This window comes from Streptomyces sp. NPDC059454 (assembly GCF_042749965.1).
In the GTDB taxonomy this organism is placed as follows: Bacteria; Actinomycetota; Actinomycetes; order Streptomycetales; family Streptomycetaceae; genus Streptomyces.
Window position 1 is genome coordinate 31962 of the sequence record NZ_JBHYVC010000005.1, and the last position, 26395, is coordinate 58356.

Annotated in this window: 22 protein-coding genes and 1 pseudogene; 16 read left to right on the forward strand and 7 right to left on the reverse strand. The window is 71.5% G+C overall.

Going from position 1 to position 26395, the window contains the following annotated elements; all coding sequences use genetic code 11:
- The first annotated feature begins 74 nt into the window (after positions 1–74).
- From ACFXAE_RS04855 to ACFXAE_RS04865, 3 genes are read left to right on the forward strand one after another with little or no spacing between them, the layout of a single operon-like run.
- Positions 75–1655 (forward strand): alpha/beta hydrolase, encoded by a 1581-nt coding sequence (locus ACFXAE_RS04855; protein WP_384708043.1) that lies wholly within the window; start codon positions 75–77, stop codon positions 1653–1655.
- Between the two features lie 54 nt (positions 1656–1709).
- Positions 1710–2108, forward strand: coding sequence for a RidA family protein (locus tag ACFXAE_RS04860; protein ID WP_384708046.1), 399 nt, complete (start codon positions 1710–1712; stop codon positions 2106–2108).
- 20 nt (positions 2109–2128) lie between these two features.
- On the forward strand, positions 2129–2632 hold the full coding sequence (locus ACFXAE_RS04865) for a GNAT family N-acetyltransferase (RefSeq protein WP_384708485.1): 504 nt from the start codon (positions 2129–2131) through the stop codon (positions 2630–2632).
- A gap of 6 nt (positions 2633–2638) precedes the next feature.
- On the opposite strand, the gene ACFXAE_RS04870 is transcribed toward ACFXAE_RS04865, so the two are convergent.
- On the reverse strand, positions 2639–3214 hold the full coding sequence (locus ACFXAE_RS04870) for an adenylosuccinate lyase (RefSeq protein ID WP_384708049.1): 576 nt from the start codon (positions 3212–3214) through the stop codon (positions 2639–2641).
- A gap of 352 nt (positions 3215–3566) precedes the next feature.
- On the opposite strand from ACFXAE_RS04870, the gene ACFXAE_RS04875 reads away from it, so the two are divergent.
- The 9 genes from ACFXAE_RS04875 to pssA all read left to right on the forward strand — a co-directional run bounded on the left by ACFXAE_RS04875 (position 3567) and on the right by pssA (position 14483).
- Positions 3567–5372 (forward strand): 3-hydroxyacyl-CoA dehydrogenase family protein, encoded by a 1806-nt coding sequence (locus ACFXAE_RS04875; RefSeq protein ID WP_384708052.1) that lies wholly within the window; start codon positions 3567–3569, stop codon positions 5370–5372.
- A 163-nt stretch (positions 5373–5535) separates the two neighbouring features.
- Positions 5536–6348 carry a TetR family transcriptional regulator gene (locus ACFXAE_RS04880; RefSeq protein ID WP_384708055.1) on the forward strand — a complete coding sequence of 271 codons (813 nt, stop codon included), beginning with the start codon at positions 5536–5538 and terminating at the stop codon, positions 6346–6348.
- A 406-nt stretch (positions 6349–6754) separates the two neighbouring features.
- The gene (gene ccrA / locus ACFXAE_RS04885) at positions 6755–8098 is read left to right on the forward strand and encodes a crotonyl-CoA carboxylase/reductase (RefSeq protein ID WP_384708059.1); all 1344 of its coding nucleotides are present in this window, start codon (positions 6755–6757) and stop codon (positions 8096–8098) included.
- A gap of 7 nt (positions 8099–8105) precedes the next feature.
- Complete coding sequence (locus tag ACFXAE_RS04890; protein ID WP_384708062.1) at positions 8106–10133, forward strand: protein meaA; 2028 nt, start codon at positions 8106–8108, stop codon at positions 10131–10133.
- Complete coding sequence (locus ACFXAE_RS04895) at positions 10130–11089, forward strand: HpcH/HpaI aldolase/citrate lyase family protein (RefSeq protein WP_384708065.1); 960 nt, start codon at positions 10130–10132, stop codon at positions 11087–11089. Before ACFXAE_RS04890 ends, ACFXAE_RS04895 begins: the two co-directional genes overlap by 4 nt.
- Before the next feature lie 5 nt (positions 11090–11094).
- Positions 11095–11607 carry a MaoC family dehydratase gene (locus tag ACFXAE_RS04900; protein ID WP_384708068.1) on the forward strand — a complete coding sequence of 171 codons (513 nt, stop codon included), beginning with the start codon at positions 11095–11097 and terminating at the stop codon, positions 11605–11607.
- 2 nt (positions 11608–11609) lie between these two features.
- Entirely contained in the window at positions 11610–12815 is a 1206-nt protein-coding gene (locus ACFXAE_RS04905; protein WP_384708071.1) for an acyl-CoA dehydrogenase family protein, read from the forward strand.
- A gap of 170 nt (positions 12816–12985) precedes the next feature.
- Entirely contained in the window at positions 12986–13642 is a 657-nt protein-coding gene (locus ACFXAE_RS04910; RefSeq protein WP_384708074.1) for a phosphatidylserine decarboxylase, read from the forward strand.
- A 22-nt stretch (positions 13643–13664) separates the two neighbouring features.
- A complete protein-coding gene (gene pssA, locus ACFXAE_RS04915) occupies positions 13665–14483 on the forward strand; it encodes a CDP-diacylglycerol--serine O-phosphatidyltransferase (protein ID WP_145826599.1) in 819 nt (272 codons plus the stop codon).
- A 212-nt stretch (positions 14484–14695) separates the two neighbouring features.
- Here the strand turns inward: pssA and ACFXAE_RS04920 are convergent, their stop codons facing one another.
- Positions 14696–15814: a glycerate kinase gene (locus ACFXAE_RS04920; RefSeq protein ID WP_384708488.1), complete on the reverse strand. Its 1119-nt coding sequence runs from the start codon at positions 15812–15814 to the stop codon at positions 14696–14698.
- 196 nt (positions 15815–16010) lie between these two features.
- Between ACFXAE_RS04920 and ACFXAE_RS04925 the strand changes: the two genes are divergently transcribed.
- From ACFXAE_RS04925 to ACFXAE_RS04935, 3 genes are all read left to right on the forward strand, one after another.
- Positions 16011–17084 (forward strand): ADP-ribosylglycohydrolase family protein, encoded by a 1074-nt coding sequence (locus ACFXAE_RS04925; RefSeq protein ID WP_384708077.1) that lies wholly within the window; start codon positions 16011–16013, stop codon positions 17082–17084.
- A gap of 125 nt (positions 17085–17209) precedes the next feature.
- Positions 17210–17713 carry an NUDIX domain-containing protein gene (locus ACFXAE_RS04930; protein WP_384708080.1) on the forward strand — a complete coding sequence of 168 codons (504 nt, stop codon included), beginning with the start codon at positions 17210–17212 and terminating at the stop codon, positions 17711–17713.
- Between the two features lie 59 nt (positions 17714–17772).
- Positions 17773–18498 (forward strand): NAD-dependent deacetylase, encoded by a 726-nt coding sequence (locus ACFXAE_RS04935; protein WP_384708083.1) that lies wholly within the window; start codon positions 17773–17775, stop codon positions 18496–18498.
- On the opposite strand, the gene ACFXAE_RS04940 is transcribed toward ACFXAE_RS04935, so the two are convergent.
- The 3 genes and pseudogenes from ACFXAE_RS04940 to ACFXAE_RS04950 all read right to left on the reverse strand — a co-directional run.
- A complete protein-coding gene (locus ACFXAE_RS04940; protein ID WP_384708085.1) occupies positions 18495–18977 on the reverse strand; it encodes a methylated-DNA--[protein]-cysteine S-methyltransferase in 483 nt (160 codons plus the stop codon). The genes ACFXAE_RS04935 and ACFXAE_RS04940 overlap by 4 nt on opposite strands.
- A 32-nt stretch (positions 18978–19009) precedes the next feature.
- On the reverse strand, positions 19010–20491 hold the full coding sequence (locus ACFXAE_RS04945; protein WP_384708088.1) for an AlkA N-terminal domain-containing protein: 1482 nt from the start codon (positions 20489–20491) through the stop codon (positions 19010–19012).
- A 56-nt stretch (positions 20492–20547) separates the two neighbouring features.
- A pseudogene (locus ACFXAE_RS04950) lies at positions 20548–21111 on the reverse strand (HAD-IC family P-type ATPase); the annotation flags it as partial.
- Between the two features lie 75 nt (positions 21112–21186).
- Between ACFXAE_RS04950 and ACFXAE_RS04955 the strand changes: the two are divergent.
- The gene (locus ACFXAE_RS04955; RefSeq protein WP_384708091.1) at positions 21187–21546 is read left to right on the forward strand and encodes an ArsR/SmtB family transcription factor; all 360 of its coding nucleotides are present in this window, start codon (positions 21187–21189) and stop codon (positions 21544–21546) included.
- On the opposite strand, the gene ACFXAE_RS04960 is transcribed toward ACFXAE_RS04955, so the two are convergent.
- Positions 21527–22381 (reverse strand): DUF72 domain-containing protein, encoded by an 855-nt coding sequence (locus ACFXAE_RS04960; RefSeq protein ID WP_384708094.1) that lies wholly within the window; start codon positions 22379–22381, stop codon positions 21527–21529. The genes ACFXAE_RS04955 and ACFXAE_RS04960 overlap by 20 nt on opposite strands.
- Positions 22382–22420: 39 nt before the next feature.
- On the reverse strand, positions 22421–26344 hold the full coding sequence (locus ACFXAE_RS04965) for a glycoside hydrolase family 2 TIM barrel-domain containing protein (RefSeq protein ID WP_384708097.1): 3924 nt from the start codon (positions 26342–26344) through the stop codon (positions 22421–22423).
- Positions 26345–26395: the final 51 nt, after the last annotated feature.

A 26395-nucleotide genomic window follows, 5' to 3' on the forward strand; every position in this document is an offset into this window, starting at 1 on the left:
CCCCACACCGGGACGATGCCGCGTGAGCCGTGAGCCCCGCGGCCCGCAGCACCTCCGTCCTGGGAGAGCCCTCTATGAGAAAACGCGCAGCCGTGCTGTGCGGTGCCGCCGTCGTCCTGGCCGGAAGCCTCACGGCCGCGCCCGCCGAGGCCGGCACCCCGCGCGCCGCGGAGACCTTCCACGCGGCGAAGCCCGTGTGGAAGAAGTGCGGCACCGACGACTATCCGACGCTGCAGTGCGCGTCCGTCGAGGTGCCGCTCGACCACACCGACCCCGCCGGGCGGAGGATCACGCTCGCGCTGTCCCGCGTCCCGCACACCGCGAAGCGGTACCAGGGCCCGCTGCTGGTGAACCCGGGCGGCCCCGGCGGCAGCGGTCTGACGCTCGCCGGGTTCGTCGCGGCGGCACTGCCGAAGGAGGTGGCCGCCCAGTACGACGTCATCGGCTTCGACCCGCGCGGGGTGGGCGCGAGCGAGCCGGCGCTGGACTGCGCGCCGGGTCACTTCGGCCCGGTGCGCCCGGACCCGGTGCCGGCCTCGTCCGAGGCCGAGCGGGCCAACCTCGCGCGCGTGCGGTCCTTCGCCGCGGCCTGCGGCCGCAAGTACGCCGGTCTGCTGCCGTACATCGACACGAACAGCACGGTGCGCGACCTGGACGTGATCCGGCGGGCGCTGGGCGCGAAGAAGCTCAACTACTTCGGCTACTCCTACGGCACCTACCTGGGCGCCGTCTACGCCAAGCTGTTCCCGGAGCGGGTGCGGCGCCTGGTCCTGGACTCGGTCGTCGACCCCACCCAGGTCTGGTACGACGCCAATCTGAACCAGGACCACGCGTTCAACGACCGCCACCGCGCCTTCATGGCCTGGGTCGCCCGGTACGACACGGCGTACGGGCTGGGCACCGACCCGGAGAAGGTCGAGGCCGCCTGGTACGCGATGCGCGCGGCCCTGAAGAAGGACCCGGCCGGCGGGAGGGTGGGCGCCGCCGAGCTGGAGGACACCTACCTCCCGGGCGGTTACTACAACGGCTACTGGCCCTATCTCGCGGAGGCGTTCTCGGCGTACGTGAACGAGCGGGACACCGGGCCGCTGGTCGAGGCGTACGAGGACTTCGGCGCCATCGACGCCTCCGGCGACAACGGCTACAGCGTCTACACCTCGGTGCAGTGCCGGGACGCCGCCTGGCCGCGTGACTGGCGGCAGTGGCGCAAGGACAACTGGGAGGTGTACGAGCGGGCGCCCTTCATGGCCTGGAACAACGCCTGGTACAACGCGCCGTGCGCGTTCTGGCCGACCGGGTCCCTGCGGCCGGAGCGCGTCCGCAACGGCAAGCTGCCGCCGGCGCTGCTGTTCCAGGCGACGCACGACGCGGCGACCCCGTACCAGGGCGGTGTCACCGTCCACCGACTGCTGGCCCGCTCCAGCCTGGTGGTCGAGTCGGGCGGCGGCAACCACGGCGTCACGCTGAGCGGGAACGCCTGTCTGGACCGGCACCTGGCGGCCTATCTGGCCGACGGGACCGTGCCGCGCGGGAGCGGCGGCGAGGCCGACGCGGTGTGCGCGGCGCTGCCCGACCCCAAGCCGCTGACGTCGAAGGCGGCGCCGACGTCGGCGCGCGGTTCGACGCTGCACGGTCTGCTCGGCTTCCGGAGCTGAGGCCTGACGGCCCGTCGGGGACGGGCTGTCGTACCCGTGGTCCATCATGAACGCATGAGCGACTTGACCCGCATCCCCGCCCCCGACGGCGTGGCCCCCGCCGCCCAGTACACCCACGTGGTGGCGGGCACGGGCCGCTTCGTCGCCGTCTCCGGCCAGCTCGCCCTGGACGAGGACGGCGAACTCGTCGGCGAGGGCGACGCCGGGGCCCAGGCCCGCCAGGTGTTCGAGAACCTGCGGCGCTGCCTGGCCGCCGCCGGGGCGACCTTCGACGACGTCGTGAAGCTCACCTTCTTCGTGACCGACATGGCGCACATGCCGGCCATCCGCGCGGCCCGCGCCGAGCACATACCGGACGACCGGCTGCCGGCCGCGTCCGCCGTGCAGGTCGCCGGGCTGGTCCGCCCGGAGTTCCTGATGGAGATCGAGGCCTTCGCCTTGGTGGGAGCGTGAGCGGGCTCGTACTGCGGTTCATGACCGCCGACGACTGCGAGGGCGTCGCCGGGATCCGGATACGCGGGTGGCAGTACGCGTACCGGGGACTCGTCCCGCAGCCGTATCTCGACGGTCTCGACATCGGGGCCGACGCCGAGCGGCACCGCGCCCGTCTGGCCGACGGTGACGGCCGCGTGGTGAACCTGGTCGCCGAGACGGACGGCGGCGAGCTCGCCGGGTGGGCGGCCTTCGGTCCGTACCGGCACGGCGACGTGCGCACCGACGACGCCGAGTTGTACGCGCTGTACCTGCCGCCCGAGCGCATCGGCCGGGGTGTGGGGCGGACGCTGCTCACCGAGGCGGTCCGCCGCTGCGCCGCCGCCGGTCATGAGCGCATGTATCTGTGGGTCCTGAAGGGCAACGCCCGCGCCCGCCGTTTCTACGAGCGGGCGGGGTTCGGCGCGGACGGGGCGGAGGAGCCCTTCGAGGTGGACGGGGTGGTGGTGCCCGAGGTGCGGTACGCGCGGGAGCTCACCGGCTGACAGGCCTCAGCGCGGCCGGGGGATCCGGGCCAGCGCGTGCACCGCCGCCTCGGCCAGCGCCGGATGGGCCAGGGCCTCCTTGAGCACGGGCTCGGCGCGCGGGTCGCCGAGCTCGCCCAGCCCTTCCACACAGGCCAGCGCGACCCGGCGGTACGGGTCATGGGGGCGCAGCCGCCGCCGCAGCGTGGTGATCAGGGCGGGGACCGCCTCGGGGGCGCGCAGTTCGGTCAGCAGGCGGACCGGGTGCAGGGCGTAGGCGACGCGGAGTTCGTTGGTGGCGAGGGTGGCGGCGGCGCGGGCGGTGCGCGGGTCGCCGAGGCGGGCGAGGGCATGGGCGGCGGCGGCACAGCGCGGCGGGTCGCGGTGGTTGAGGAGGAGGACGAGCGCCTCGAAGGCCCTGCGGTCCCCCGCCGCCCCCAGCCGGAAGGCGGCCAGTTCCCGCGCCCACAGTGGCTGCCCGGCTTCGGTGAGGACGCCGGCCAGGGTGTCGGGGTCGTCCGTGGCCAGGAGGCGGTCGTACGCCGTCGATCCGCCCGACTCCGCCCGTAAGCGCTCCGTGAGCGATCGCAACTCTTCGTCCATGGTTCAGAGGTTAGGGGGTGCGGGGGCCGCCCGGGACGTACCTCACAAAGCCGGGGACTGGCGCGCTCGTTACCCGCGGGTTAAGCTCAGACGAGCGAGTTACCCACTCGCCACCCTCCTCATGACGGTCTGGTGACGCGGCCGCCGTGAGTCGCAGTCGGTTCGGTACCCCGTGTACCGCAGTACGGCTCGGCCCCGGGACAGGGCCGGTCGGATCGGCCGTCGTTCACCGACGGCGCCGGGCGTGTGCGCTCGCAGCCCGGTCCACACCCGCATCCCGCACGCACCCGGTGCGCCCTTCGGCGCACTCGGGCGTGTTTCCCGTCGTCACCCTCATTCCTGGAGTCCCGCGATGGCCACTCCCTTCTCCGACACCCCTCTGTCCCCGATCCGGACCGTCGCCGTGGTCGGCCTCGGCACGATGGGCACCGGCATCGCCGAGGTCCTGGCCGGCGCCGGCCGCGACGTGGTCGGCATCGACATCAGCGAGGCGCAGGCCGCCCGGTGCGCCGCCGCCCTGGAGACCTCGACCGCCCGCGCCGTGGAGCGCGGCCGGCTGACCGGGCAGCAGCGCGCGGACCTCCTCGCCCGCGTGACCACCTCCACCGACCTCGCGGCGGCCGCCGACGCCGATCTGGTGATCGAGGTGGCGCCGGAGTCGTACGAGATCAAGCAGCAGATCCTCCGTGAACTCGACGGGATCGTGCGGCCGGAGGCCATCCTCGCGACCGGTACCAACGCCCTGTCCGTGACGCGTCTCGCCGCCGACTCGGCCCGCCCCGAGCGGGTTCTGGGCATGCACTTCTTCAACCCGGCGCCGGCGATGAAGCTGGTCGAGATCGTCTCCTGTGTGCTGACCGCGCCCGCGGCCGTCACCGCGGTCACCGACCTCGCGCTGGACCTGGGCAAGGAGCCCGTGGCGGTCGGCGACCGGCCCGGATTCGTCGCCGACGGGCTGCTGTTCGGCTACCTCAACCAGGCCGCCGCGATGTACGAGGCGAACTACGCCTCCCGTGAGGACATCGACGCCGCGATGCGGCTGGGCTGCGGACTGCCCATGGGCCCGCTGGCACTGCTCGACCTGATCGGCGTGGACACGGCGCGCACGGTCCTGGAGGCCATGTACGCCGAGTCCCGTGACCGGCTGCACGCTCCGGCCCCGATCCTCAAGCAGCTCAGCGAGGCCGGCCTGACGGGCCGCAAGGCGGGGCGCGGTTTCTACACGTACGAGGCGCCCGGCGGCAAGACCGTCGTGCGCGATGCCCTCACCCCGCTCGAAGACGTCTTCACGGCCCCCGGCCGTACGGTGCGTTCGGTGGGTGTCGCGGGCTCGGGCACCATGGCCTCCGGTATCGCCGAGGTCTTCGCCAAGGCCGGCTACGAGGTGGTCCTGGCCGCCCGCAGCGAGGAGAAGGCACAGAGCGCCAGGGCCCGGATCGGGAAGTCCCTGGCACGCTCCGTCGACAAGGGGCGGATGACCGCCGAGGCCGCCGCCCAGACCCTGGAGCGGGTGCGTCCGACGGGCACGTACGACGACTTCGCCGACGTCGATCTCGCCGTCGAGGCGGTCGCCGAGGACCTGGAGGTCAAGCGGCAGCTGTTCGCGACGCTGGACAAGGTCTGCAAGCCGGGCGCGGTCCTCGCCACCACCACGTCCTCCCTCCCGGTCGTCGCCTGCGCCCGCGCCACCTCGCGCCCGCAGGACGTGATCGGCATGCACTTCTTCAACCCCGCGCCGGCCATGAAACTGGTCGAGGTGGTCCGCACCGTGCTGACCGCCGACGACGTCCACGCCACCGTGCGCGAGGTCTGCGGCACGATCCGCAAGCACGCCGTGGACTGCGGCGACCGGGCCGGCTTCATCGTGAACGCGCTGCTGTTCCCGTACCTCAACAACGCGATCAAGATGGTGCAGGAGCACTACGCGTCCCTCGACGACATCGACGCCGCGATGAAGCTGGGCGGCGGCTACCCGATGGGGCCGTTCGAACTCCTCGACGTCGTCGGCCTCGATGTCTCGCTCGCCATCGAGAAGGTGCTGCACCGCGAGTTCCGCGACCCGGGTCTCGCGCCGGCGCCGCTGCTGGAGCACCTGGTGGCCGCGGGCTGCCTCGGCCGCAAGACAGGCCGTGGCTTCCGCGAATATGCCAAGCGCTGAGCGGCACCCCGGCGACCGGTTCGAGGGCGGCGCGCAGTGGGGCGGACTGCTCGGCCCCGACCGGTTCCCGCCACCGGCCCACAGCGCCGCTCCCCCGCCCGCCGAGGGCGGGGGAGCCCCCGGTCGTGCGCACCGAGCTGCGCACATGCAGTACGTTCAGGGCATGTCCCAGCCCGCCAAGTCCGCACGTACACCCGCCACGACCGAGCCGCCGGAAAGCGCCGCAGGCTCTCGCGCCGCCGCCCAGCGGCTCAAGATGCGCCGGGAACTGGCGGCCGCCGCGATGGAGCTGTTCGCGACCAAGGGGTACGAGGCCACCACCGTCGACGAGATCGCGGCCGCCGCCGGGGTCGCCCGCCGCACCTTCTTCCGCCACTTCCGTTCCAAGGAAGAGGCGATCTTCCCCGACCACGACGACACCCTGGTCCGCGCCGAGGCGGTGCTCAACGCCGCCCCCGCGCACGAGCATCCGCTCGACACGGTGTGCCGTGGCATCAAGGAGGTCATGAAGATGTACGCGGCGCGGCCGGAGATCTCGGTCGCCCGCTACCGGCTGACGCGCGAGGTGCCCACCCTGCGCGAGGCGGAGATCGCGTCGGTGGCCCGCTACGAGCGCCTCTTCACCCGCTATCTGCTCGGCCACTTCGACGAGCACGCGCACGACGACGACGCCAACGACGACCCGCTGCTGGCGGAGGTCGCCGCGTCCGCCGTGGTCACCGCGCACAACCACGTGCTGCGGCGCTGGCTGCGGGCCGACGGCCAGGGCGATGTCGAGGCACAGCTGGACCACGCCTTCGCGATCGTCCGCAAGACCTTCGGCAGCGGGATCATGGCGGGCCGGCGCACCGCGCCGCCGAAGCCGTCCGCGTCCTCGGCGTCCGCGCACGGCGAGGTCCTGGTGACGGTCGCCCATGTGGACGCCCCGCTGGACGAGGTGATGCGGACCATCGAGCAGGCGCTCAAGGAGCGCTGAACAGCCCCGCCGAGGAGTGCTCATCGGCCCGCTCACCGCTGTGATGACGGCCACCCCACCGGGTGGCCGTTTTGCCATGTCAGGGGCCCTTTTCCCACCCGTCTCCGGACCGGTTCGATCGATCATCGCTCATCTGATGGGTAAAGATTTCACCTGAGCTCAGGTTCTGACACTCAGTGCCTTGCGAGCTGACACGGCGTGCCATACGTTGAAGGAGTCCGGGCGAGTCCCGGCGGGCCCACCGCCCGCACGTCCGGACGCCTGCGTCACAGGCAACCTCCCGCGCACACCAAGCGCCGCCGAAGCACCACCGCCGAACCGACGGCACACCCCTCGACCCTCAGCAGCACACCGACGTAACCCCCAGCGCCCCTCCCTCAGGGCGCTCATCGCCGGAGGCAACACCGTGACCGTGAAGGACATCCTGGCCGCGATCCAGTCGCCCGACTCCACGTCGGAGGACTTCGCCGCCCTGCCGCTCCCCGAGTCGTACCGCGCGATCACCGTGCACAAGGACGAGACGGAGATGTTCGCGGGCCTCGAGACCCGCGACAAGGACCCCCGCAAGTCGATCCACCTCGACGACGTGCCGCTGCCCGAACTGGGCCCGGGCGAGGCCCTGGTGGCCGTCATGGCCTCCTCGGTCAACTACAACTCGGTGTGGACCTCGATCTTCGAGCCGCTGTCCACCTTCGGGTTCCTCGAGCGCTACGGCCGCACCAGCGAGCTGGCCAAGCGGCACGACCTGCCGTACCACATCATCGGCTCCGACCTCGCGGGCGTCGTCCTGCGCACCGGTCCCGGCGTCAACTCCTGGAAGCCCGGCGACGAGGTGGTCGCCCACTGCCTGTCCGTCGAGCTGGAGTCGTCGGACGGTCACAACGACACGATGCTCGATCCCGAGCAGCGCATCTGGGGCTTCGAGACCAACTTCGGCGGTCTCGCCGAGATCGCCCTGGTCAAGTCCAACCAGCTGATGCCGAAGCCGGATCACCTGAGCTGGGAGGAGGCCGCCGCCCCGGGTCTGGTCAACTCCACCGCGTACCGCCAGCTGGTCTCCCGCAACGGCGCCGGCATGAAGCAGGGCGACAACGTCCTCATCTGGGGTGCGAGCGGCGGACTCGGCTCGTACGCCACCCAGTTCGCGCTGGCCGGCGGCGCCAACCCGGTCTGCGTCGTCTCCAGCGACCAGAAGGCGGAGATCTGCCGGTCGATGGGCGCCGAGGCGATCATCGACCGGAGCGCCGAGGGCTACCGGTTCTGGAAGGACGAGAACACCCAGGACCCCAAGGAGTGGAAGCGCTTCGGCAAGCGCATCCGTGAACTCACCGGCGGCGAGGACATCGACATCGTCTTCGAGCACCCCGGCCGCGAGACCTTCGGCGCCTCGGTCTACGTCACGCGCAAGGGCGGCACCATCACCACCTGCGCCTCGACCTCGGGCTACATGCACCAGTACGACAACCGCTACCTGTGGATGTCGCTGAAGCGCATCATCGGCTCGCACTTCGCCAACTACCGCGAGGCCTGGGAGGCCAACCGGCTGATCGCGAAGGGGAAGATCCACCCGACGCTGTCGAAGGTGTACTCCCTGGAGGACACCGGCCAGGCCGCCCACGACGTGCACCGCAACGCGCACCAGGGCAAGGTCGGCGTGCTCTGCATGGCGCCCGAGGAGGGCCTGGGCGTGCGCGACCACGAGAAGCGCGCGCGGCACATCGACGCCATCAACCGCTTCCGGAACATCTGAGGTCCACATGAGTGAGCGTCAGAAGGACCGTCCGTGGCTCATGCGGACGTACGCCGGTCACTCGACCGCCGAGGCGTCCAACGAGCTGTACCGGCGCAACCTCGCCAAGGGCCAGACGGGTCTGTCGGTCGCGTTCGACCTGCCGACGCAGACCGGCTACGACTCCGACCACGTCCTCGCCCGCGGCGAGGTCGGCCGGGTCGGGGTGCCGGTGGCCCACCTCGGTGACATGCGCCGGCTGTTCCAGGACATCCCCCTGGAGCAGATGAACACCTCGATGACGATCAACGCCACCGCCATGTGGCTGCTGGCGCTCTACCAGGTCGTCGCGGAGGAGCAGGGCGCGGACATCACCAGGCTCCAGGGCACGACCCAGAACGACATCGTCAAGGAGTACCTGTCCCGGGGGACGCACGTCTTCCCACCGGGACCCTCGCTCCGCCTGACGACGGACATGATCGCGTACACGGTCTCCCACCTCCCGAAGTGGAACCCGATCAACATCTGCAGCTACCACCTGCAGGAGGCCGGTGCCACGCCGGTGCAGGAGATCGCGTACGCGATGTCCACCGCGATCGCCGTGCTCGACGCGGTGCGCGACAGCGGCCAGGTGCCGCAGGAGCGCATGGGTGACGTGGTGGGCCGTATCTCCTTCTTCGTCAACGCGGGCGTCCGCTTCGTCGAGGAGATGTGCAAGATGCGCGCCTTCGGCCGCATCTGGGACCAGGTCACCCGCGAGCGGTACGGCATCGAGAACCCCAAGCACCGCCGCTTCCGGTACGGCGTCCAGGTGAACTCACTCGGCCTGACCGAGGCGCAGCCGGAGAACAACGTCCAGCGGATCGTGCTGGAGATGCTGGCCGTTACCCTCTCCAAGGACGCACGCGCGCGTGCCGTGCAGCTGCCTGCCTGGAACGAGGCCCTGGGCCTCCCCCGCCCCTGGGACCAGCAGTGGTCGCTGCGCATCCAGCAGGTCCTGGCCTACGAGAGCGACCTGCTGGAGTACGACGACATCTTCGAAGGCTCGAAGGTGATCGAGGCGAAGGTGGAGCAGCTGGTCGCGGACTCGTTCGCGGAGATGGAGCGGATCGAGGAGATGGGCGGCGCGATGGCCGCCGTCGAGTCCGGCTACCTCAAGTCGCAGCTGGTCGCCTCGCACGCCGAACGCCGGGCCCGGATCGAGTCCGGCGAGGAGAAGATCATCGGTGTCAACGCCTTCGAGGGCACCGAGCCCAACCCACTGACCGCCGACCTGGACACCGCGATCCAGACGGTCGACCCGGCGGTGGAGGCCCGCGTGATCGCCTCGCTGCAGAACTGGCGCGACACGCGCTACCAGCCCCCGTTCAACCATCCGCGCCCCTGCAAGGCGCTGGAGAAGCTGAAGGAGGCCGCGCGCGGCACCCACAACCTCATGGAGGCCACCCTGGAGTGCGCCCGCGCCGGCGTCACGACCGGTGAGTGGGCCGGGGCACTGCGCGAGGTGTTCGGCGAGTTCCGGGCGCCGACCGGTGTCTCCTCCGCCCCGGTGGCGGTGGCCGCCCAGGAGGGCTCGGCGCTGTCGGCGGTCCGCCGCAAGGTGGAACTGACGGCCAAGGACCTCGGCGTCGGCAAGCTGCGCTTCCTGGTCGGCAAGCCCGGCCTGGACGGCCACTCCAACGGTGCCGAGCAGATCGCCGTGCGGGCCCGAGACGCCGGGTTCGAGGTGGTCTACCAGGGCATCCGGCTCACCCCGGAGCAGATCGTGGACGCCGCCCTCGCGGAGGACGTGCACGCGGTGGGCCTGTCCATCCTGTCCGGCTCGCACGCGCAGCTCGTGCCGGACGTACTCGAACGGCTCCGTGTGGCCGGCGCCACAGACATCCCGGTGATCGCCGGTGGCATCATCCCGAACGGTGACGCCGAACAGTTGCGGGCCGCGGGAGTGGCCGCGGTCTTCACACCGAAGGACTTCGACATCACCGGCATCATCGGCCGCATCGTCGACGAGATCCGCACAGCGAACAAGCTCGACCCCCTGGAGGTCCCCGCATGACCGTCAACCGTCTGCGTCCCCGCCGCTCCTGTCTCGCGGTGCCGGGAAGCAACCCGCGCTTCCTGGAGAAGGCGCAGGGCCTCCCGGCGGACCAGGTCTTCCTCGACCTGGAGGACGCGTGCGCGCCGCTCGCCAAGCCCGAGGCGCGGCACACCATCGTGAAGTTCCTCAACGAGGGCGACTGGACCGGCAAGACCCGCGTCGTGCGCGTCAACGACTGGACGACGGAGTGGACGTACCGGGACGTCGTGACGGTCGTCGAGGGCGCCGGCCAGAACCTCGACTGCATCATGCTGCCGAAGGTGCAGACGGCCCAGCAGGTCGTCGCCCTGGACCTCCTGCTGACCCAGATCGAGAAGACCATGGGCTTCGAGGTCGGCAGGATCGGCATCGAGGCGCAGATCGAGAACGCGCAGGGCCTGAACAACGTCAACGAGATCGCGCAGGCCTCCCCGCGCGTCGAGACCATCATCTTCGGCCCGGCCGACTTCATGGCGTCCATCAACATGAAGTCCCTGGTCGTGGGCGAGCAGCCGCCCGGCTACCCGGCGGACGCCTACCACTACATTCTGATGAAGATCCTGATGGCCGCCCGCGCCAACAACCTCCAGGCGATCGACGGCCCCTACCTCCAGATCCGCAACGTCGAGGGCTACCGCGAGGTCGCGCAGCGCGCCGCCGCCCTCGGCTTCGACGGCAAGTGGGTGCTGCACCCGGGCCAGGTCGAGGCGTCCAACGAGATCTTCTCGCCGTCGCAGGAGGACTACGACCACGCCGAGCTGATCCTGGACGCGTACGACTACTACACGTCCGAGGCGGGCGGCAAGAAGGGCTCGGCGATGCTCGGCGACGAGATGATCGACGAGGCCAGCCGCAAGATGGCCCTGGTCGTCTCCGGCAAGGGACGCGCCGCCGGCATGCGGCGCACGTCGAAGTTCGAGATCCCGGAGGCCTGAGCGCGATGCAGTTCGGACGCACCTACGAGGAGTTCGAGGTCGGGGCGACGTACAAGCACTGGCCGGGCAAGACGGTCACCGAGTACGACGACCACCTGTTCTGTCTCCTCACCATGAACCACCACCCGCTCCACATGGACAGCAATTACGCCGAGAAGACGACGGACTTCGGCAAGAACGTGGTGGTCGGGAACTACATCTACTCCCTGCTGCTCGGCATGTCGGTGCCCGACATCTCCGGCAAGGCGATCGCCAACCTGGAGATCGAGTCGCTGAAGCACGTGGCGCCGACCTTCCACGGCGACACCGTCTACGGCCAGACGACCGTCCTCGACAAGTGGCCGTCGAAGTCGAAGAACGACCGCGGCATCGTGTACGTGGAGACCAAGGGCTACAAGCAGGACGGCACGCTGGTCTGCGTGTTCCGCCGCAAGGTGATGGTGCCGACCGAGACGTACATCAAGGAGCGCGGCGGCGAGCAGCCGGGCCGCCCCGAGCTCGAGGAACAGGGGAAGTAGTCATGGCGCGCCTCGCCCAGACCGCCGGTCTGACCGACGTCCAGCAGGAGATCCTCTCCACCGTCCGCGACTTCGTGGACAAGGAGATCATCCCGGTCGCGACCGAGCTGGAACACCGCGACGAGTACCCGCAGGTGATCGTCGACGGCCTGAAGGAACTCGGCCTGTTCGGCCTGATGATCCCGGAGGAGTACGGGGGTCTGGGCGAGTCGCTCCTCACCTACGCGCTGTGCGTGGAGGAGATCGCCCGCGGCTGGATGTCGGTGTCCGGCATCATCAACACGCACTTCATCGTGGCGTACATGCTCAAGCAGCACGGCACGCAGGAGCAGAAGGACCACTTCCTGCCGAGGATGGCGGCCGGCGACATCCGCGGCGCCTTCTCGATGTCGGAGCCGGGCCTCGGCTCCGACGTCTCGGCGATCACGTCGAAGGCGGTGCAGGACGGCGACTCGTACGTCCTGAACGGCCAGAAGATGTGGCTGACGAACGGCGGCACGTCGTCGCTGGTGGCCGTACTGGTCCGGAGTGACGAGGGTCACCCTGACGGCACCGCGCCGCACAAGTCGATGACCACCTTCCTGGTGGAGAAGGAACCCGGCTTCGGCGAGGTGCGACCCGGCCTCACCATCCCGGGGAAGATCGACAAGATGGGCTACAAGGGTGTCGACACGACCGAGCTCATCATGGACGGCCTGCGCGTTTCCGCTGATCGGGTGCTCGGCGGGACCACCGGACGAGGTTTTTACCAAATGATGGACGGGGTCGAGGTCGGCCGCGTCAATGTGGCGGCGCGTGGCTGCGGCGTCGCTCAGCGTGCCTTCGAGCTCGGCGTCCGGTACGCCCAGCAGCGTCACACTTTCGGCAAGCCGATCGCCCAGCACCAGGCCATCCAGTTCAAGCTGGCGGAGATGGCTACCAAGGTGGAGGCCGCGCATGCGATGATGGTGAACGCAGCGCGCAAAAAGGACTCCGGTGAACGAAACGACCTTGAAGCAGGGATGGCGAAGTACCTCGCCTCCGAATACTGCAAGGAGGTCGTGGAGGACGCCTTCCGGATCCACGGCGGCTACGGCTTCTCCAAGGAGTACGAGATCGAGCGCCTCTACCGGGAGGCGCCGATGCTGCTGATCGGTGAAGGCACCGCCGAGATCCAGAAAATGATCATCGGCCGCCGACTGCTCGAAGAGTATCGATTCCAGGGTTAGATGTCCGGATACGGGGTGTTTTCTTGGAGAAGAGGATCACACCCCGTATGCATTCCTCGGCCCTCGACTCGGCTGACTGGCTTACCCAGTTACGGCCCGGAGCCGCTACGATCGCCGGAAAGCCGCCGTCCCCCGCAAGTGCGCGGCATCATCCGCTACGAAGGTCATCCATGCCCCACAGCCAAACCTCTGCACACCGCGACAGCCTCGCCGGCGTACGCCTCGCGCGCGGAGCATCGCCGTGGCTTCTGCCGACCGTCGCCACCGCAGCCGTCAGCCTTCTGCGCGCCCGCCGCTCGGGTGCCGCCAAGGCCGTCGCCGTTCCCGTCACCGCGCTGGCGGCGGGGATGCTGTGGTTCTTCCGCGACCCCGAGCGCGAGATCGCCCAGGGCCGGGTCATCTCGCCCGCCGACGGTGTGGTGCAGAGCATCATGCCGTGGAAGGACGGCCGCACCCGCGTCGCGATCTTCATGAGCCCGCTCAACGTCCACGTGAACCGGGCCCCGCTGTCCGGCACGGTGACGTCGGTCGAGCACATCCCCGGTGGCTTCGTTCCCGCCTTCAACAAGGAGAGCGAGAACAACGAGCGCGTCGTGTGGCACTTCGACACCGAGCTCGGCGACATCGAGATGATCCAGATCGCCGGCGCGGTGGCCCGTCGCATCGTCCCCTACGTGCCGCAGGGCACCAAGGTCGAGCAGGGCGAGCGCATCGGTCTGATCCGGTTCGGCTCGCGCGTCGACATCTACCTGCCGGAGGGCGTGGAGGTGGCCGTCGAGGTCGGTCAGAAGACCGTGGCTGGGGTGACTCGCATTGACCGTGGTTGATCCCGAGACACAGACCGGCTGGGTGCCGGAGGCCGACGAGGCGGACGACGACGAGGAGATGCCCCTCTCGCTCCGCCTGTCGATAGCGGACACCCTCACCCTGGGCAACGCCACCTGTGGCTTCATGGCGGTGTACTTCACCACCACCGGCATCCTGATCCCGCACCTCCAGGGCAGCCAGGAGACCGGCATGGCCCGCCACAGCGCGGCCACCGCCGTCATCCTGATGCTGTGCGCGGCGGTCTTCGACCTGTTCGACGGCCTGGTGGCGCGCAAGCTGCGCTCCTCGCCGATGGGCGCGGAGCTGGACAACCTGTCCGACCTGATCAGCTTCGGCCTGGCGCCGGCGTACTTCGTCCTGGTCTACGGCATGGTCGCGGACGACGCGCACCAGAGAGTGGCCGCGGTCGGGGCGATCGTGGTGCTGCTGGCGGTGGTGCTGAGGCTGGCGCGGTTCTCCTGCGTCACGGTGAAGGACGGCACCTTCCAGGGCATGCCGTCGCCGTTCGGCGCGCTGACCGTCGTCTCGATCGTGCTGCTGGAGCTGCCGTTCGTGGCGACGCTGCTGGCGATCATCGGTACGGCGTGGCTGATGGTGAGCCGGGTGGAGTACCCGAAGCCGCGGGGCCGTCTCGCGGTGGCGATGCTGTCGTGGATCGTGCTGTCGATGGGGCTGCTGGCGGCGTGGGCGTTCGACGCCCCGAGCGGTCAGCTGCTGCTGCAGACGGGCTGTGCGCTGCAGCTGGTGATGGGTGCGGTGATTCCGCTGTTCGCCACGGCTCGCCGTGTGAACAACTTCCGCGACAACCGTCGCGAGGCGCGGGCGGCGCAGTTGCCGTAACGCGTGCGTCTGGTTTGGGCCCCGGACCCGGGTCGGGTCCGGGGCCCGTTTGTTTCGCCCCCGCCGCCCCTTCCCGTCCCGTCCCCAGGGGCTGCGCCCCCACAGACCCCCTTTCGGCCCTGGACGGGCCTCGTCCTCACACGCCGGACGGGCTGTCTTCAGCCCCTCCGGCGTGTGAGGAGCGGGGTCCGGGGCGGAAGAAGGCCCCGGCCTCAGCTCAGGAAGTCCCGCGCGATCCGCTCCGCCGTACGTTCCAGAATCGGCCCCGCATCGGCGATGCACGCAGCCACGTCCGGCTCGAGGTCCGTCAGCGCGTACGCCCGCCGGATCCCCGCCCGCCCCAGCACCTCCGGAGGCAGCGCCAGCCGCCCGCACACCGCGACGACCTCCTTGTCCGCCGCCCGCGCCGCCGCGGCGACCCCCGCGGGGGCCTTGCCGTGCAGCGTCTGCTCGTCCAGCGACCCCTCCCCCGTGATCACGAGATCCGCCCGCTCCAGCGCCGGCGCGAACCCGAGCACATCCAGCATGACCTCGATACCGGGACGGAAACCGGCCCCGAGCAGCAGGGCTCCGTAGCCGATGCCGCCGGCCGCACCCGCGCCGGGGGACGCGGCGTATGCGGCGGCCTTCGCGCCCACCGTCCCCTCCAGCACCTTCGCGAAGTGCGCGAGCGCCGCGTCCAGCGTCTCCACGTCCTCCGGCGAGGCCCCCTTCTGCGGGCCGTACACCGCCGGCGCGCCCTTGGGCCCGGTCAACGGATTGTCGACGTCACTGGCGAGCACGAACTCGACCGAGGCGAGCCGCGGGTCCAGCCCGGACAGATCGGCGGACGCCAGCTCGGCCAGCCCGCCGCCCCCCGGCGCCACCGGCTCGCCGTCCGCCGTCACGAACCGCGCGCCCAGCGCGGACAGCATGCCCGCACCGCCGTCGGTGGTGGCACTGCCGCCCACCCCGAACACGATGCTCCGCGCCCCCGCGTCCAGCGCGGCCCGCAGCAGCTCCCCTGAGCCGTACGTCGACGCCGTGAGCGGCGCGAACACCCCGGCCGGCAGCCGCTGCAGCCCGCTCGCCTCCGCCATCTCCACGACGGCCGTGTCACCGCGCAGCGCGTACGCGGCGGTCACCTCGTCCCCGAGGGGACCGGCGACCCGTACCTCCCGCCGCTCGAACCCGGCCGCGACCGCCGCGGCCACGGTGCCGTCGCCGCCGTCGGCCACCGGCAGCGCCTCGACCTCCAGGTCCGGTACGACCCGGCGCAGCCCGGCCGTCACCCGCTCGGCGACCTCGACGGCCGTCAGCGACCCCTTGAACTTGTCCGCGGCGACGAGCACCCGCTGTGCCGACCGCGTCGTACGAGTGCCGCTCCCTGCAGCGTCCGCCACGTGCATTCCCCTCGTTCTCCGGGCCTCGCGCGCACGCCGAGGCCAGTCGCGCCGCTGCGACCCTAACCGCAGGGCACGGCCGCCGCCATGCCCTGCCCACCCCGTGAAACGGCCCGGAACCGGGTAGACCCGTCCCATGACCGCCATGAACGCTGTGGACACGGAGCCGGGACTCGCCGACCGCATCCTCGGAGGCTGGCTGGGCCGGATCGCGGGCAACATGCTCGGCAAACCGGTGGAGCAGGGCGAGGTGTGGACCCGCGAACGCATCGACCACTACCTCCGCCGGACGGACGCACTCCCCCTCACCGACTACCTCCCCGAGCCGCTGACCGAGAACGAGGGCATCGACCTGCGCCCCGAGTGGCGGTCCTGCGTCCGCGGCCGCATCCAGGGCAGCTGCCGGGACGACGACATCGACTACGCGATCCTCGGCCTCGACCTGCTGGAGACCCACGGCTTCGCCTTCAGCACCGAGCAGGTGGGCGACCTGTGGCTGCTGCGGCTGCCGTACCTGCAGACCTTCACGGCGGAACGGGCGGCCTACCGCAACCTCGCGAACGGCCTCAAACCACCGCTCACGGCCACCTACGACAACCCCTACCAGGAGTGGATCGGCGCCCTCATCCGCGCGGACATCCACGGCTGGACCTCCCCGGGCGCCCCGCGCCGCGCCGCCTCGCTGGCCCGCAGGGACGCGGTGCTGTCCCACACCGGCAACGGGGTGTACGGCGCGATGTGGGCGGCGGCACTCGTCTCGGCGGCGTTCACGGCCCCCACGGTGCGACACGCCGTGGACGAGGCGCTGACGGTGATCCCGGCGAGCAGCCGCCTCGCCCGTACCGTGCGCCGGGTGGCGTCCCTGCACGAGACCGGGCTGGCCTGGGAGGACACGCTCACGACGCTCGCGGAGGAGACGGCGGGCCTCGGCTGGATCCACACGCTCCCGAACGCGGCCGTCCTCACCGCCGGTCTGCTGTACGGCGACGGCGACTTCACCCGGACCATCGCCCTGACCGTGCGCGGCGGCCTGGACACCGACTCCAACGGCGCGACGGCGGGCTCGGTGGCGGGCGTCCTGTGCGGCGCGACGGCCGTCCCTGCCCAGTGGAAGGACCCCCTCCAGGACACGGTCCGCAGCGCGGTCTTCGGCTTCGACGGGGTACGCATCAGCGAGCTGGCGGAACGGACGCTGCGGCTGGCGCGGGCGGAGGCCTGACCCGGCCCGTGCCCCGGAGCGCGCGCCGTTCCGTGTCGATCATGGGACGGCGCATGCTGCCGTGCGCCCGGCCGGGGCGCCCGCCGGCGCCGAACGCGGGCCCGGGGCCGCCGTACCCTCTCCCCATGACCACCACTCAGCCCGTCCAGGACTTCGCCGCCTACGTCGCCTCCCTCCCCCGTGTCCTCGCCGGCGCCGCCGTTCTCTTCCGGGACGAGGAGGGGCGGGTGCTGCTCGTCGAGCCGAACTACCGGGAGGGGTGGGCACTGCCCGGCGGGACGATCGAGTCGGACGACGGGGAGAGCCCGCGGGAGGGGGCTCGGCGGGAGACGGCCGAGGAGATCGGTCTGGACCGGGAGCTGGGGCGGCTGCTGGCGGTGGACTGGGTGCGGGGGCCGGGCCGGCCGCCGGTGGTGGCGTATCTGTACGACGGTGGCGTGCTCGGCGCGGACGACCTCGCGGCGATCCGGCTGCAGGAGTCGGAGCTGCTGTCGTGGCGGCTCGTGCCGCGCGGGGAACTGGCCGAGTACCTCCAGGGCTCGCTGGGGCGCCGGGTGCCGGCCGCGCTGGACGTCCTCGCCGACGGTTCGGGCACCGCTGAGCTGGAGGACGGGTACCGGGTGCACTGAGCCGGCGCGGGGCGATATCCGCTCGCCGGACCGGCGCCCGGCGGCCTACCCTCGGCCGCATGAGCAAGCCCCTCGTCGCCCTTCTCACCGGTGCCGGTGTCAGCACGGACTCCGGTGTCCCGGACTACCGCGGACCGAACGGACTGTGGCGCCGCGATCCCGAGGCCGAGAAGCTGGTGACGTACGAGTACTACATGGGCGACCCGGAGATCCGCCGCCGCTCCTGGCGGATGCGGCTCGAGAACTTCGCGCTCGCCGTCGAGCCGAACGCCGCGCACCATGCCGTGACCGAGCTGGAGCGCTCCGGGGTGCCGGTGCGGGTGATCACGCAGAACGTCGACGGGCTGCACCAGCTCGCCGGGACGCCGGACCGCAAGGTGCTCGAACTCCACGGCACGGTGCGGAGCGTGGTGTGCACCAAGTGCCACGCGCGGGGTTCGATGAAGGACGCCTTGGCCCGGGTCGAGGCCGGTGAGGACGATCCGCCGTGTCCGGACTGCGGCGGCATCCTCAAGTCGGCGACGGTGATGTTCGGTGAGCGGCTCGACCCGATGGTGCTCGGCGAGGCGGCGGCGATCAGCAAGGCCTGCACCGTCTTCATCGCCGTGGGCACCAGCCTCCAGGTCCACCCCGCCGCCGGGCTCGCGGAGGTGGCCGCCGGCCACGGGGCCCGCCTGATCGTCGTCAACGCGGAGCCCACCCCGTACGACGATCTCGCCGACGAGGTGATCCGCGAGCCGATCGGCACCTCGCTGCCCGGGCTGCTGCGCCGGATCGCCGCCTAGAACAGGACGGTTCCGCGTTCGAAGTCCAGCAGGCGCCGCTTCCGCTCCAGGCCGCCGCCGTAGCCGGTGAGGCCGCCGCTCGCGCCGATGACGCGGTGGCAGGGGACGATGATGCCGATCGGGTTGCGGCCGTTCGCGAGACCCACCGCGCGGGAGGCCTTGGAGTTGCCGAGGATGTCGGCGAGTTGGCCGTAGGTGCGGGTCTCGCCGTACGGGATGCCGGTCAACTGGTCCCAGACGCGGCGCTGGAACGGGGTGCCGTGCAGCCGCAGTTCGAGGGTGAACTCCTTCAACTCGCCCGCGAAGTACGCCGATAGCTGCTCTCGTGCCTCGGCGAAGGGGGTGTCGTCGGGGGAGCCGAAGGTCTCCTCGGGCGGTCGGTGGCGCTGGTCGGTCATGTAGAGGCCGCACAGGACGCCGTCGTCGGCGACGAGCGTCAGCGGGCCGTAGGGGCTGTCGGTCACGGTGTGCTGCTTCATCGGCGGGGAGTCCCTGGTTTCTTTGTACCGGCTCATACCGGCAGGAAGTTGATGGGGTGGCTGTCCGTCGCCCACAGGTACTGGACCGCGTACGCCCGCCAGGGCCGCCAGGCCGCCGCGCGTGCGGTGAGGGCGGCCGGGGTGGAGGGCAGGCCCAGTTCGCGGGCGGCGCGGCGGATGCCGAGGTCGGTGGGGAGGAAGGCGTCGGGGTCGCCCAGGGCTCGCATGGCGATGACATCGGCCGTCCAGGGGCCGAAGCCGGGGAGGGCGAGGAGCCGGGCGCGGGTCTCGGGCCAGTCGCTGTCGGCGCCCAGGTGGAGGTCTCCGTCGGCGAGTTCGCGTACGAGCGTGGTGAACGTGGTGCGGCGGGTGCGGGGCATGGCGAGGGTCTCGGGGTCGAGCGCGGCCAGTGCCCCGGGGGACGGGAAGAGGTGGGTGAGGCCGCCCTCGGGGTCGTCCACGGGTGTGCCGTGCGCGGTGACCAGGCGGGCGGCGTGGGTGCGGGCGGCGGCCGTGGAGACCTGCTGGCCGAGGACGGCCCGGACGGCGAACTCGGCCGCGTCGACCGTGCGCGGCACGCGGCGGCCGGGTGCCTTGTCGACGAGGGGTGCGAGGACCGGGTCCGCGCGCAGCTGCTCGTCGACGGCGACCGGATCGGCGTCCAGGTCGAGCAGGCGGCGGCAGCGGGTGATGGCGACGGTGAGGTCGCGGGGGTCGCCGAGGGTGAGGCGGCAGGCGATGTGGTCGGGGTGCGGGGTGAGCGCCACGATGCCGTGGCCGTACGGCAGGCGCAGGGTGCGCCGGTAGGCGCCGTCCCGCCACTCCTCCACGCCGGGTACGGCGGTCGCGGCGAGGTGGCCGAAGAGGTTGTCGGGGTTGAGCGGGGTGCGGAACGGCAGGCGCAGGGAGAGCACTCCGGGGGTGGTGCGGGCGGGGTTCTTCGGTGCCCGGGTGCGCAGGTCGCCCGGGGCGAGTGCGTAGACCTCGCGGACGGTGTCGTTGAAGGTGCGGATGGAGGAGAAGCCGGCCGCGAAGGCGATCTGTGCCATCGGCAGGTCCGTGGTCTCGATGAGGAGCCGCGCGGTCTGGGCGCGCTGGGCGCGGGCGAGCGCGAGGGGGCCCGCGCCCAGCTCGGCGAGCAGCTGGCGTTCGACCTGCCGGGTGCTGTAGCCGAGCCGGGCGGCGAGCCCGGGGACGCCCTCGCGGTCGACGACGCCGTCGGCGATCAGTCGCATGGCGCGGGCCACCGCGTCGGCCCGCTGGTTCCACTCCGGTGAGCCGGGGCTGGTGTCGGGCCGGCAGCGTTTGCAGGCCCGGAACCCGGCCTGCTGGCAGGCCGCCGCGCTCGGGTGGAAGACCATGTTCGCGGGTTTGGGCGGGACCACCGGGCAGCTGGGCCGGCAGTAGATGCCGGTGGTCAGGACGGCGGTGAAGAACCAGCCGTCGAACCGCGCGTCCTTCGACTGCACGGCGCGCACGCAGCGCTCGGTTTCGGTGTGCATCCCCTTCTGCATGCCTCAAGGATCGGGCACGGCCGGCGTCCGGGTCTGGCAGGAATCCGACATCGACGTCATGTGTCCTGCGGCTGTCCGGATCGCCATGCCGACTCGCGGAGCAGCCGCAGCCCGTTCAGGCCGACCAGCACGGTGGAGCCCTCGTGGCCGGCGACGCCGAGCGGCAGGGGGAGGTGGCCGATGAGGTCCCACAGGACGAGGCCGGTGATGGCCGTGCCCGCGATGACGAGGTTCTGCGCCACGAGCCGGCGGGCGGTGCGGGAGAGCCGCACGACCGCGGGGACGGCCGCGAGTTCGTCCCGCACGACGACCGCGTCCGCCGTCTCCAGGGCCAGGTCGGAGCCCGCGCGGCCCATGGCGATGCCGGCGTGGGCGGCGGCGAGGGCGGGCGCGTCGTTGACGCCGTCGCCGACGAACAGCACCTTGCGGCCGGCCGCCTGGAGGTCCCGTACGGCGTTCACCTTGTCCTCGGGGAGGAGGCCGGCGCGGAGGTCCGTGAGGCCGGTCGCGGTGGCGACGCGGGCGGCGGCGTGGGCGTTGTCGCCGGTCAGGAAGATGGGGGCGGCGCCGGTGAGGGTCGTCAGGGCGGAGGCGGCGGCCGGGGCGCGGGGGCGGGAGTCACGGACACCCGGCCACCCTACAGGAACAGATGAAGACATATTCATCTGTTCATATGTGATGAGTAGGATGTCCGCATGGGTCATGGAGCCGTCGTCCCGCGGGACGACACGGAGCGGGTGCGCCTGGACGCGGACAACGTCGCGAAGGTCGCCACCACGCTCCAGGCCCTGTCCACGCCCTCCCGGCTGCTGATCCTCGCCCGGCTGCGCGAGGGCCCGCTGCCGGCCACGGAGCTGGCGGCGGAGGTGGGCATGGAGCAGTCGGCCTGCTCGCACCAGCTGCGGCTGCTGCGCAACCTGGGCCTGGTCATCGGCGAGCGCCGGGGCCGTTCCGTGGTGTACGCGCTGCACGACGACCATGTCGCCGAACTGCTCGACCAGGCCGTCTACCACGTGGAACACCTGCGGCTGGGGCTCAGCGACACCGCGGAGTGAGCAGCCCCCGCATGGTCTCGGCGGCGCGCACGGCGGCGTCCGCGCAGCAGTTGTTGAACAGCACGTGCAGTTCGTCCGTCCGCTCCGCCGCGCGGCGCAGCCGGGGTACCCAGGCGGCGAGTTCGGCCACGTCGTAGTCGTGGCGGAAGCGGTCCTCCTTGCTGCCCCTCCCCCAGGCCCTGCTGCGCCCGTGGAACCGTACGACGGCGAGGGCGGGGCGGCTGACGGGCGCGACGGGCGGCAGGGAGCCGGTGAGTCCCTGGGCCATGTCCACGCCGACGGCCGTCGCGCCCAGCCCGGACAGCAGCGCCAGGGTGTCCTCGGCCCGCCCCGCCTCCCACCACGCCGGGTGCCGGAACTCGACCGCGAGCGGCCAGCCGGCCGTGCGCTCCGCGCACTCCTCCAGTGCCCGCTCGGCCGGGGCTCCGGGCGCGAACCGGGGCGGGAACTGGAACAGCACGGCACCCAGCCGCCCGGCCTCGCGCAGCGGCCCGACCGCCTCCGCGAACCTCGCCCACACCTCGTCCAGCAGGGCGCCGTCCACCGGCCGGTCCCGCAGGTCGGCGGGGAGTGCCTCCGGCCGGGTGGGGTGGCCGGTCAGCAGCGAGAACGCCTTAACGTCGAAGCGGAAACCGTCCGGTGTGCGCTCCACCCACAGCTCGCTGTTGCGGCGGCGGGGCAGCGCGTAGTAGCCGGAGTCCACCTCGACGACGGGCAGCCTGGAGGCGTAGTGCCGCAGCCGGCCCTCGGCGTCCCGCCGCCCGCGCGGGTACCAGCCGCTCGTCACGAGCATGCGGTCCGTCCACGAACAGGCCCCGACCAGAATGTCACCCATGGGAGCCCGGTTACCCCGGGCTCCCGGGAGTGTGTCCCCCTACTCGGTCGCCGTGGGCCGGCGCGAGGCCGCCGTCGCCTCGTCCACGTCCGTGAGCGGGCGCAGACGGTAGGTGTACGCGTAGTCGCGGTCGGCGAAGAGCTTGAACTCGTCGTGGGTGTGCGCGCCCCAGCTGTTGTCGCCGCCGACGCCCGTCTGCCGGTGGTTGACCCGCAGGACGACCGCGTCCCGCGGGGTCAGCTGGTAGTCGTGCCGGACGCCGGCCGACAGGTCCTCCGGGGTGAAGTGCGAGGCGTTGATCTCCAGGAGGGGTTCGCCCGACACCAGCAGGCCACGCCCGCCGCCGTCGGTCAGGGCGGCCCAGCGGACGTCGGTCTTGTTGCCGTTCTCCTGCGGGCGGATGTAGGGGGTCCACTGGCCGGCCACGGTCGAGGTGTAACGACCCACGTCGGTGCCGGTGTTGCGGTCCCAGTGGTTCTCCTCGGGGCCGCGGCCGTAGTAGTGCAGGCGGTCCAGGCGGCGCGGCAGGAACAGCAGCGTGCCGACCTCCGGGATGTACGGCAGGTTCGCGGCGCCCGGGTGGAGGGTGTTGTCGACCCTGATCTCGCCGTTGCCGAAGACGGTGTACGTGGTGGAGTACGCGGATTCCACCGTGGTGGGCAGCGTGCCGCTGACCTTGATCTCGACGGCCCGGTCGCCGAACGCCCGCACGGTGACGTCCGTGACCTTCCGCCGGGCGCCGGCGTCGCGCCAGGTCTGGTTGCGGGTGTGGTGGCCGTTGCCCTTGTCGTTGTCGGTGGGCGCCCGCCAGAAGTTGGGCACAGGACCGGAGGTGATCAGGCGGGTGCCCTTCGCCTCGTAGGAGGTGATGGTGCCGCTGCTCTTGCCGACGGTGACCGAGAAGTCCCCGCCGGTGATCCGGATGTCCTTCTCCCGCTCCTCGTGGCGCAGGGCCGGAACGCGCGACAGCGGTACGGGGGTCACGGCCGGGCTTCCCGCGTCGAGCGGGAGCTGCTGCCGGGCCACCTCGAAGCCTGCCCCGGCCCACTTCGTGGACTCCCTGGTGGTGAAGGAGAGCTGGAGAAAGTACTCCGTACCCGGGTCCGGGTCCTTCGGCAGGCGCAGGGGCAGGGTGATGTCCTTCCCGGACAGCGGCGCCACGTCCAGCTGGTCCCGGCTCAGCCGTCCCCGCCGTACGACCTCGCCGTCGGCGACGAGTTCCCAACGGCCTTCGAACTCACGGAGGTCGGTGAACAGGTACTCGTTGGTGAGGGTGACGGCACCGGGGTCGCCGTCGTCGGAGCTGCGGGCGGCGTCGACCGCCTGGTGGACGCGTTTGATCTCGGCGGCCTTGCCGGTGTGACCGCGGTCGGCGGTGACGATGCCGTCCGCGACGAACGCGCCGTCGTTGGGGTTGTCGCCCCAGTCGCCGCCGTAGGCGAGGAACGTCCTGTCCCTGGGCCGCTTCTCGTCGGCCCCGACGGTGGCGGCGTCGAACCAGAACCGCACACCGTCGTCACCGGGTCCCCGGTCGTGCGAGGCCAGTTCCACGGCGGTGAGGGCGCGCGCGTAGACGCGGGCGCGGCGGATGGTGCCGCTGAACTCCCGGGTCTGGCTGTCGGCGTCGGAGGCGAGGGCGAGCGGCGCGGTGTTGCTGCCGGGGCGCCGGGTGGTGGTCCGGGTGCCCTTCACCGCGCCGTCGACGTACAGGGTCAGCGTGCCGGCGTCCGCGTCGAAGACGCCCGCGATGTGGTGTTCGCGGCCGGTCCAGTCGTCCGGCAGCGTCCAGCTCGCGGTGATCCACTGACCGCCGCCGTGGATGAAGAACTCCAGGGTGTCATCGGTCTGCTTGAGCGCGTACTGGGTGTCGCCCTTGGCGAGGATGGGCTGGTGGTAGCCCGTGTACCGCGGAGTGATCCACGCCTCCAGGGTCAGTGAACCCGTGAGGTCGAGGCTGTCGTCGCGTTCGAAGACCGTGATGCCGGACAGGCCCTCGTCGCGGTCCAGGCCCCCGCGGGTGGCGAGGATCTCGCCGCGCAGTCCGGCCGGCCCGGACTCGGTGAGCAGGGTGCGGGCCGGGACGGGCGTGTAGAGGGACTGGTCGGCGAAGTCCCAGATCCAGCCGCCCTGGAGGACGTCGTGGCGGCGGACGACGTCCCAGTACTTCTTGAAGTTGCCGTTGGAGTTCCCCATCGCGTGGGAGTACTCGATCATGACGTACGGCCGGGTGTCGGCGGTGTCCTCCGCCCGCTGTTCGACGCGCGACGGGCTCTCGTACATCTCCGAGCGGATGTCGCTGATCCCCGGCCGGTCGTCGCCCTCGTACTGGATGACGCGGGTGGGGTCGTAGGAGCGGATCCAGTCGTGCATGGCGGTGAAGGTGCTGCCGCCGCCCGCCTCGTTGCCGAGCGACCAGATGACCACCGAGGGGTGGTTCTTGTCGCGGTGGACCATGTTCTGTGCGCGGGCGACACAGGCCGCCGTCCACTCCGGGTGGTCCCCCGGGTACTCGGAACGGATGCCGTGGGTCTCGAGGTTGGTCTCGTCGACGAGGTAGAGGCCGTACTCGTCGGCGAGTTCGTACCACAGCGGGTTGTTGGGGTAGTGCGAGGTGCGGACGGAGTTCATGTTCATCCGCTTGATGAGCGTGATGTCCTCGACGAGGTCCTCGCGAGTGAGGGCGGTGCCGCGGGAGGGGTGCATCTCGTGGCGGTTGGTGCCACGGAAGGAGACGGGCTTTCCGTTGATCCGCATCAGCCCGTCCCTGATGGCGAACTCGCGGAAGCCGACGCGGTGGGACAGGGTCTCGACCACCTCGCCGGCCGGGTCGCGGAGTCTGAGGACGGCCGTGTAGAGGTCGGGGCGCTCGGCGGACCACAGCCGGGGTTCCGGTACGGCCTTCGAGGCCCGTACGGTGACGTCCTCGCCGGCGCCGGCCGTGCCGAGGTCGGCGGTCTGTTCGAGCGGACGGGACCAGACGGCGTGACCGCGGGCGTCGTACAGCTGGGTCTCGACGGTGTACCGGCCGGTCTCGCCGCCGCCGTACGCCCGCACGCTCGCGGTGACCGCCAGCTCGGCCGCCGTGTACGTGTCGTTCAGCGGGGTGTCCAGTTTGAAGTCGCGCAGGTGCACGGCCGGGGTGGAGTACAGGTACACCGAGCGGAAGATGCCGCTCAGCCGGATCATGTCCTGGTCCTCCAGCCAGTCGCCGTCGGCGTAGCGGTACACCTCCACGGCGATCTGGTTGGTGCCGGGCCCGAGGTGGTCGGTGATGTCGTACTCGGAGGGCGTGTAGGAGTCCTCGTCGTAGCCGGCCAGTTCGCCGTTGATCCACACGTAGTGGGCGGACTTGACGCCCTCGAAGTGGAGGAAGGTGCGGCGGCCCGTCCAGGCGCGCGGGACGGTGAAGGTGCGCCGGTACTGGCCGACCGGGTGGTAGCGGGTCGGGGCGGCGGGCGGCTGCGGGTCCTCGCCGCGGCCGTTGGGGCCCCAGTACGGGTAGGTGATGTTCAGGTAGATCGGGAAGTCGTGGCCGTGCAGTTGCCACACGGACGGGACCGGGATGGTGTCCCAGTCGCCGTCGTCGGTGTCGGTGCGGTGGAAGTCGGCGTCCCGGTCCTCGGGGCGGTCGGCGTAGGCGAACTTCCAGGTGCCGTCGAGACTGAGCCGGTAGGGCGAGCGGGTGCGGTCGGCGGCGAGGGCCTGGCGCACGTCCGCGTACGGCATGAGCGTGGTGTGCGGCGGCTGGGTGCCGAGCCGGAAGACGCCGAAGTCGTTCCACTCAGGGGGCGCGTCGGCCGCCGCCCGCCGGCCGGCCGCGTGCGCCGCGACGGGCGACGCGGACAGGGCGAGGGCGCCGAGCACGGCGGCGCCGGACTCCAGGAGCCGGCGGCGGCTGACGACCGGCGGTCCGGAGCGGGGGGACGGGGCGGCGGGAGAGGTGTGCGGGTGCGGGTGCGGCATGACCGTGGCCTTCCTCGGTACGACAGAGCACTGCACGGACTGAGGGCACGT

What these genes read in the sequence shown, in the direction of transcription:
- ACFXAE_RS04855 (WP_384708043.1), top strand. Translation starts at nt 75, where the DNA reads ATGAGAAAACGCGCAGCCGTGCTGTGCGGTGCCGCCGTCGTCCTGGCC.
- ACFXAE_RS04860 (WP_384708046.1), top strand. Translation starts at nt 1,710, where the DNA reads ATGAGCGACTTGACCCGCATCCCCGCCCCCGACGGCGTGGCCCCCGCC.
- ACFXAE_RS04865 (WP_384708485.1), top strand. Translation starts at nt 2,129, where the DNA reads ATGACCGCCGACGACTGCGAGGGCGTCGCCGGGATCCGGATACGCGGG.
- ACFXAE_RS04870 (WP_384708049.1), bottom strand. Translation starts at nt 3,214, where the DNA reads ATGGACGAAGAGTTGCGATCGCTCACGGAGCGCTTACGGGCGGAGTCG.
- ACFXAE_RS04875 (WP_384708052.1), top strand. Translation starts at nt 3,567, where the DNA reads ATGGCCACTCCCTTCTCCGACACCCCTCTGTCCCCGATCCGGACCGTC.
- ACFXAE_RS04880 (WP_384708055.1), top strand. Translation starts at nt 5,536, where the DNA reads ATGTCCCAGCCCGCCAAGTCCGCACGTACACCCGCCACGACCGAGCCG.
- ACFXAE_RS04890 (WP_384708062.1), top strand. Translation starts at nt 8,106, where the DNA reads ATGAGTGAGCGTCAGAAGGACCGTCCGTGGCTCATGCGGACGTACGCC.
- ACFXAE_RS04895 (WP_384708065.1), top strand. Translation starts at nt 10,130, where the DNA reads ATGACCGTCAACCGTCTGCGTCCCCGCCGCTCCTGTCTCGCGGTGCCG.
- ACFXAE_RS04900 (WP_384708068.1), top strand. Translation starts at nt 11,095, where the DNA reads ATGCAGTTCGGACGCACCTACGAGGAGTTCGAGGTCGGGGCGACGTAC.
- ACFXAE_RS04905 (WP_384708071.1), top strand. Translation starts at nt 11,610, where the DNA reads ATGGCGCGCCTCGCCCAGACCGCCGGTCTGACCGACGTCCAGCAGGAG.
- ACFXAE_RS04910 (WP_384708074.1), top strand. Translation starts at nt 12,986, where the DNA reads ATGCCCCACAGCCAAACCTCTGCACACCGCGACAGCCTCGCCGGCGTA.
- ACFXAE_RS04925 (WP_384708077.1), top strand. Translation starts at nt 16,011, where the DNA reads ATGAACGCTGTGGACACGGAGCCGGGACTCGCCGACCGCATCCTCGGA.
- ACFXAE_RS04930 (WP_384708080.1), top strand. Translation starts at nt 17,210, where the DNA reads ATGACCACCACTCAGCCCGTCCAGGACTTCGCCGCCTACGTCGCCTCC.
- ACFXAE_RS04935 (WP_384708083.1), top strand. Translation starts at nt 17,773, where the DNA reads ATGAGCAAGCCCCTCGTCGCCCTTCTCACCGGTGCCGGTGTCAGCACG.
- ACFXAE_RS04940 (WP_384708085.1), bottom strand. Translation starts at nt 18,977, where the DNA reads ATGAAGCAGCACACCGTGACCGACAGCCCCTACGGCCCGCTGACGCTC.
- ACFXAE_RS04945 (WP_384708088.1), bottom strand. Translation starts at nt 20,491, where the DNA reads ATGCAGAAGGGGATGCACACCGAAACCGAGCGCTGCGTGCGCGCCGTG.
- ACFXAE_RS04955 (WP_384708091.1), top strand. Translation starts at nt 21,187, where the DNA reads ATGGGTCATGGAGCCGTCGTCCCGCGGGACGACACGGAGCGGGTGCGC.
- ACFXAE_RS04960 (WP_384708094.1), bottom strand. Translation starts at nt 22,381, where the DNA reads ATGGGTGACATTCTGGTCGGGGCCTGTTCGTGGACGGACCGCATGCTC.
- ACFXAE_RS04965 (WP_384708097.1), bottom strand. Translation starts at nt 26,344, where the DNA reads ATGCCGCACCCGCACCCGCACACCTCTCCCGCCGCCCCGTCCCCCCGC.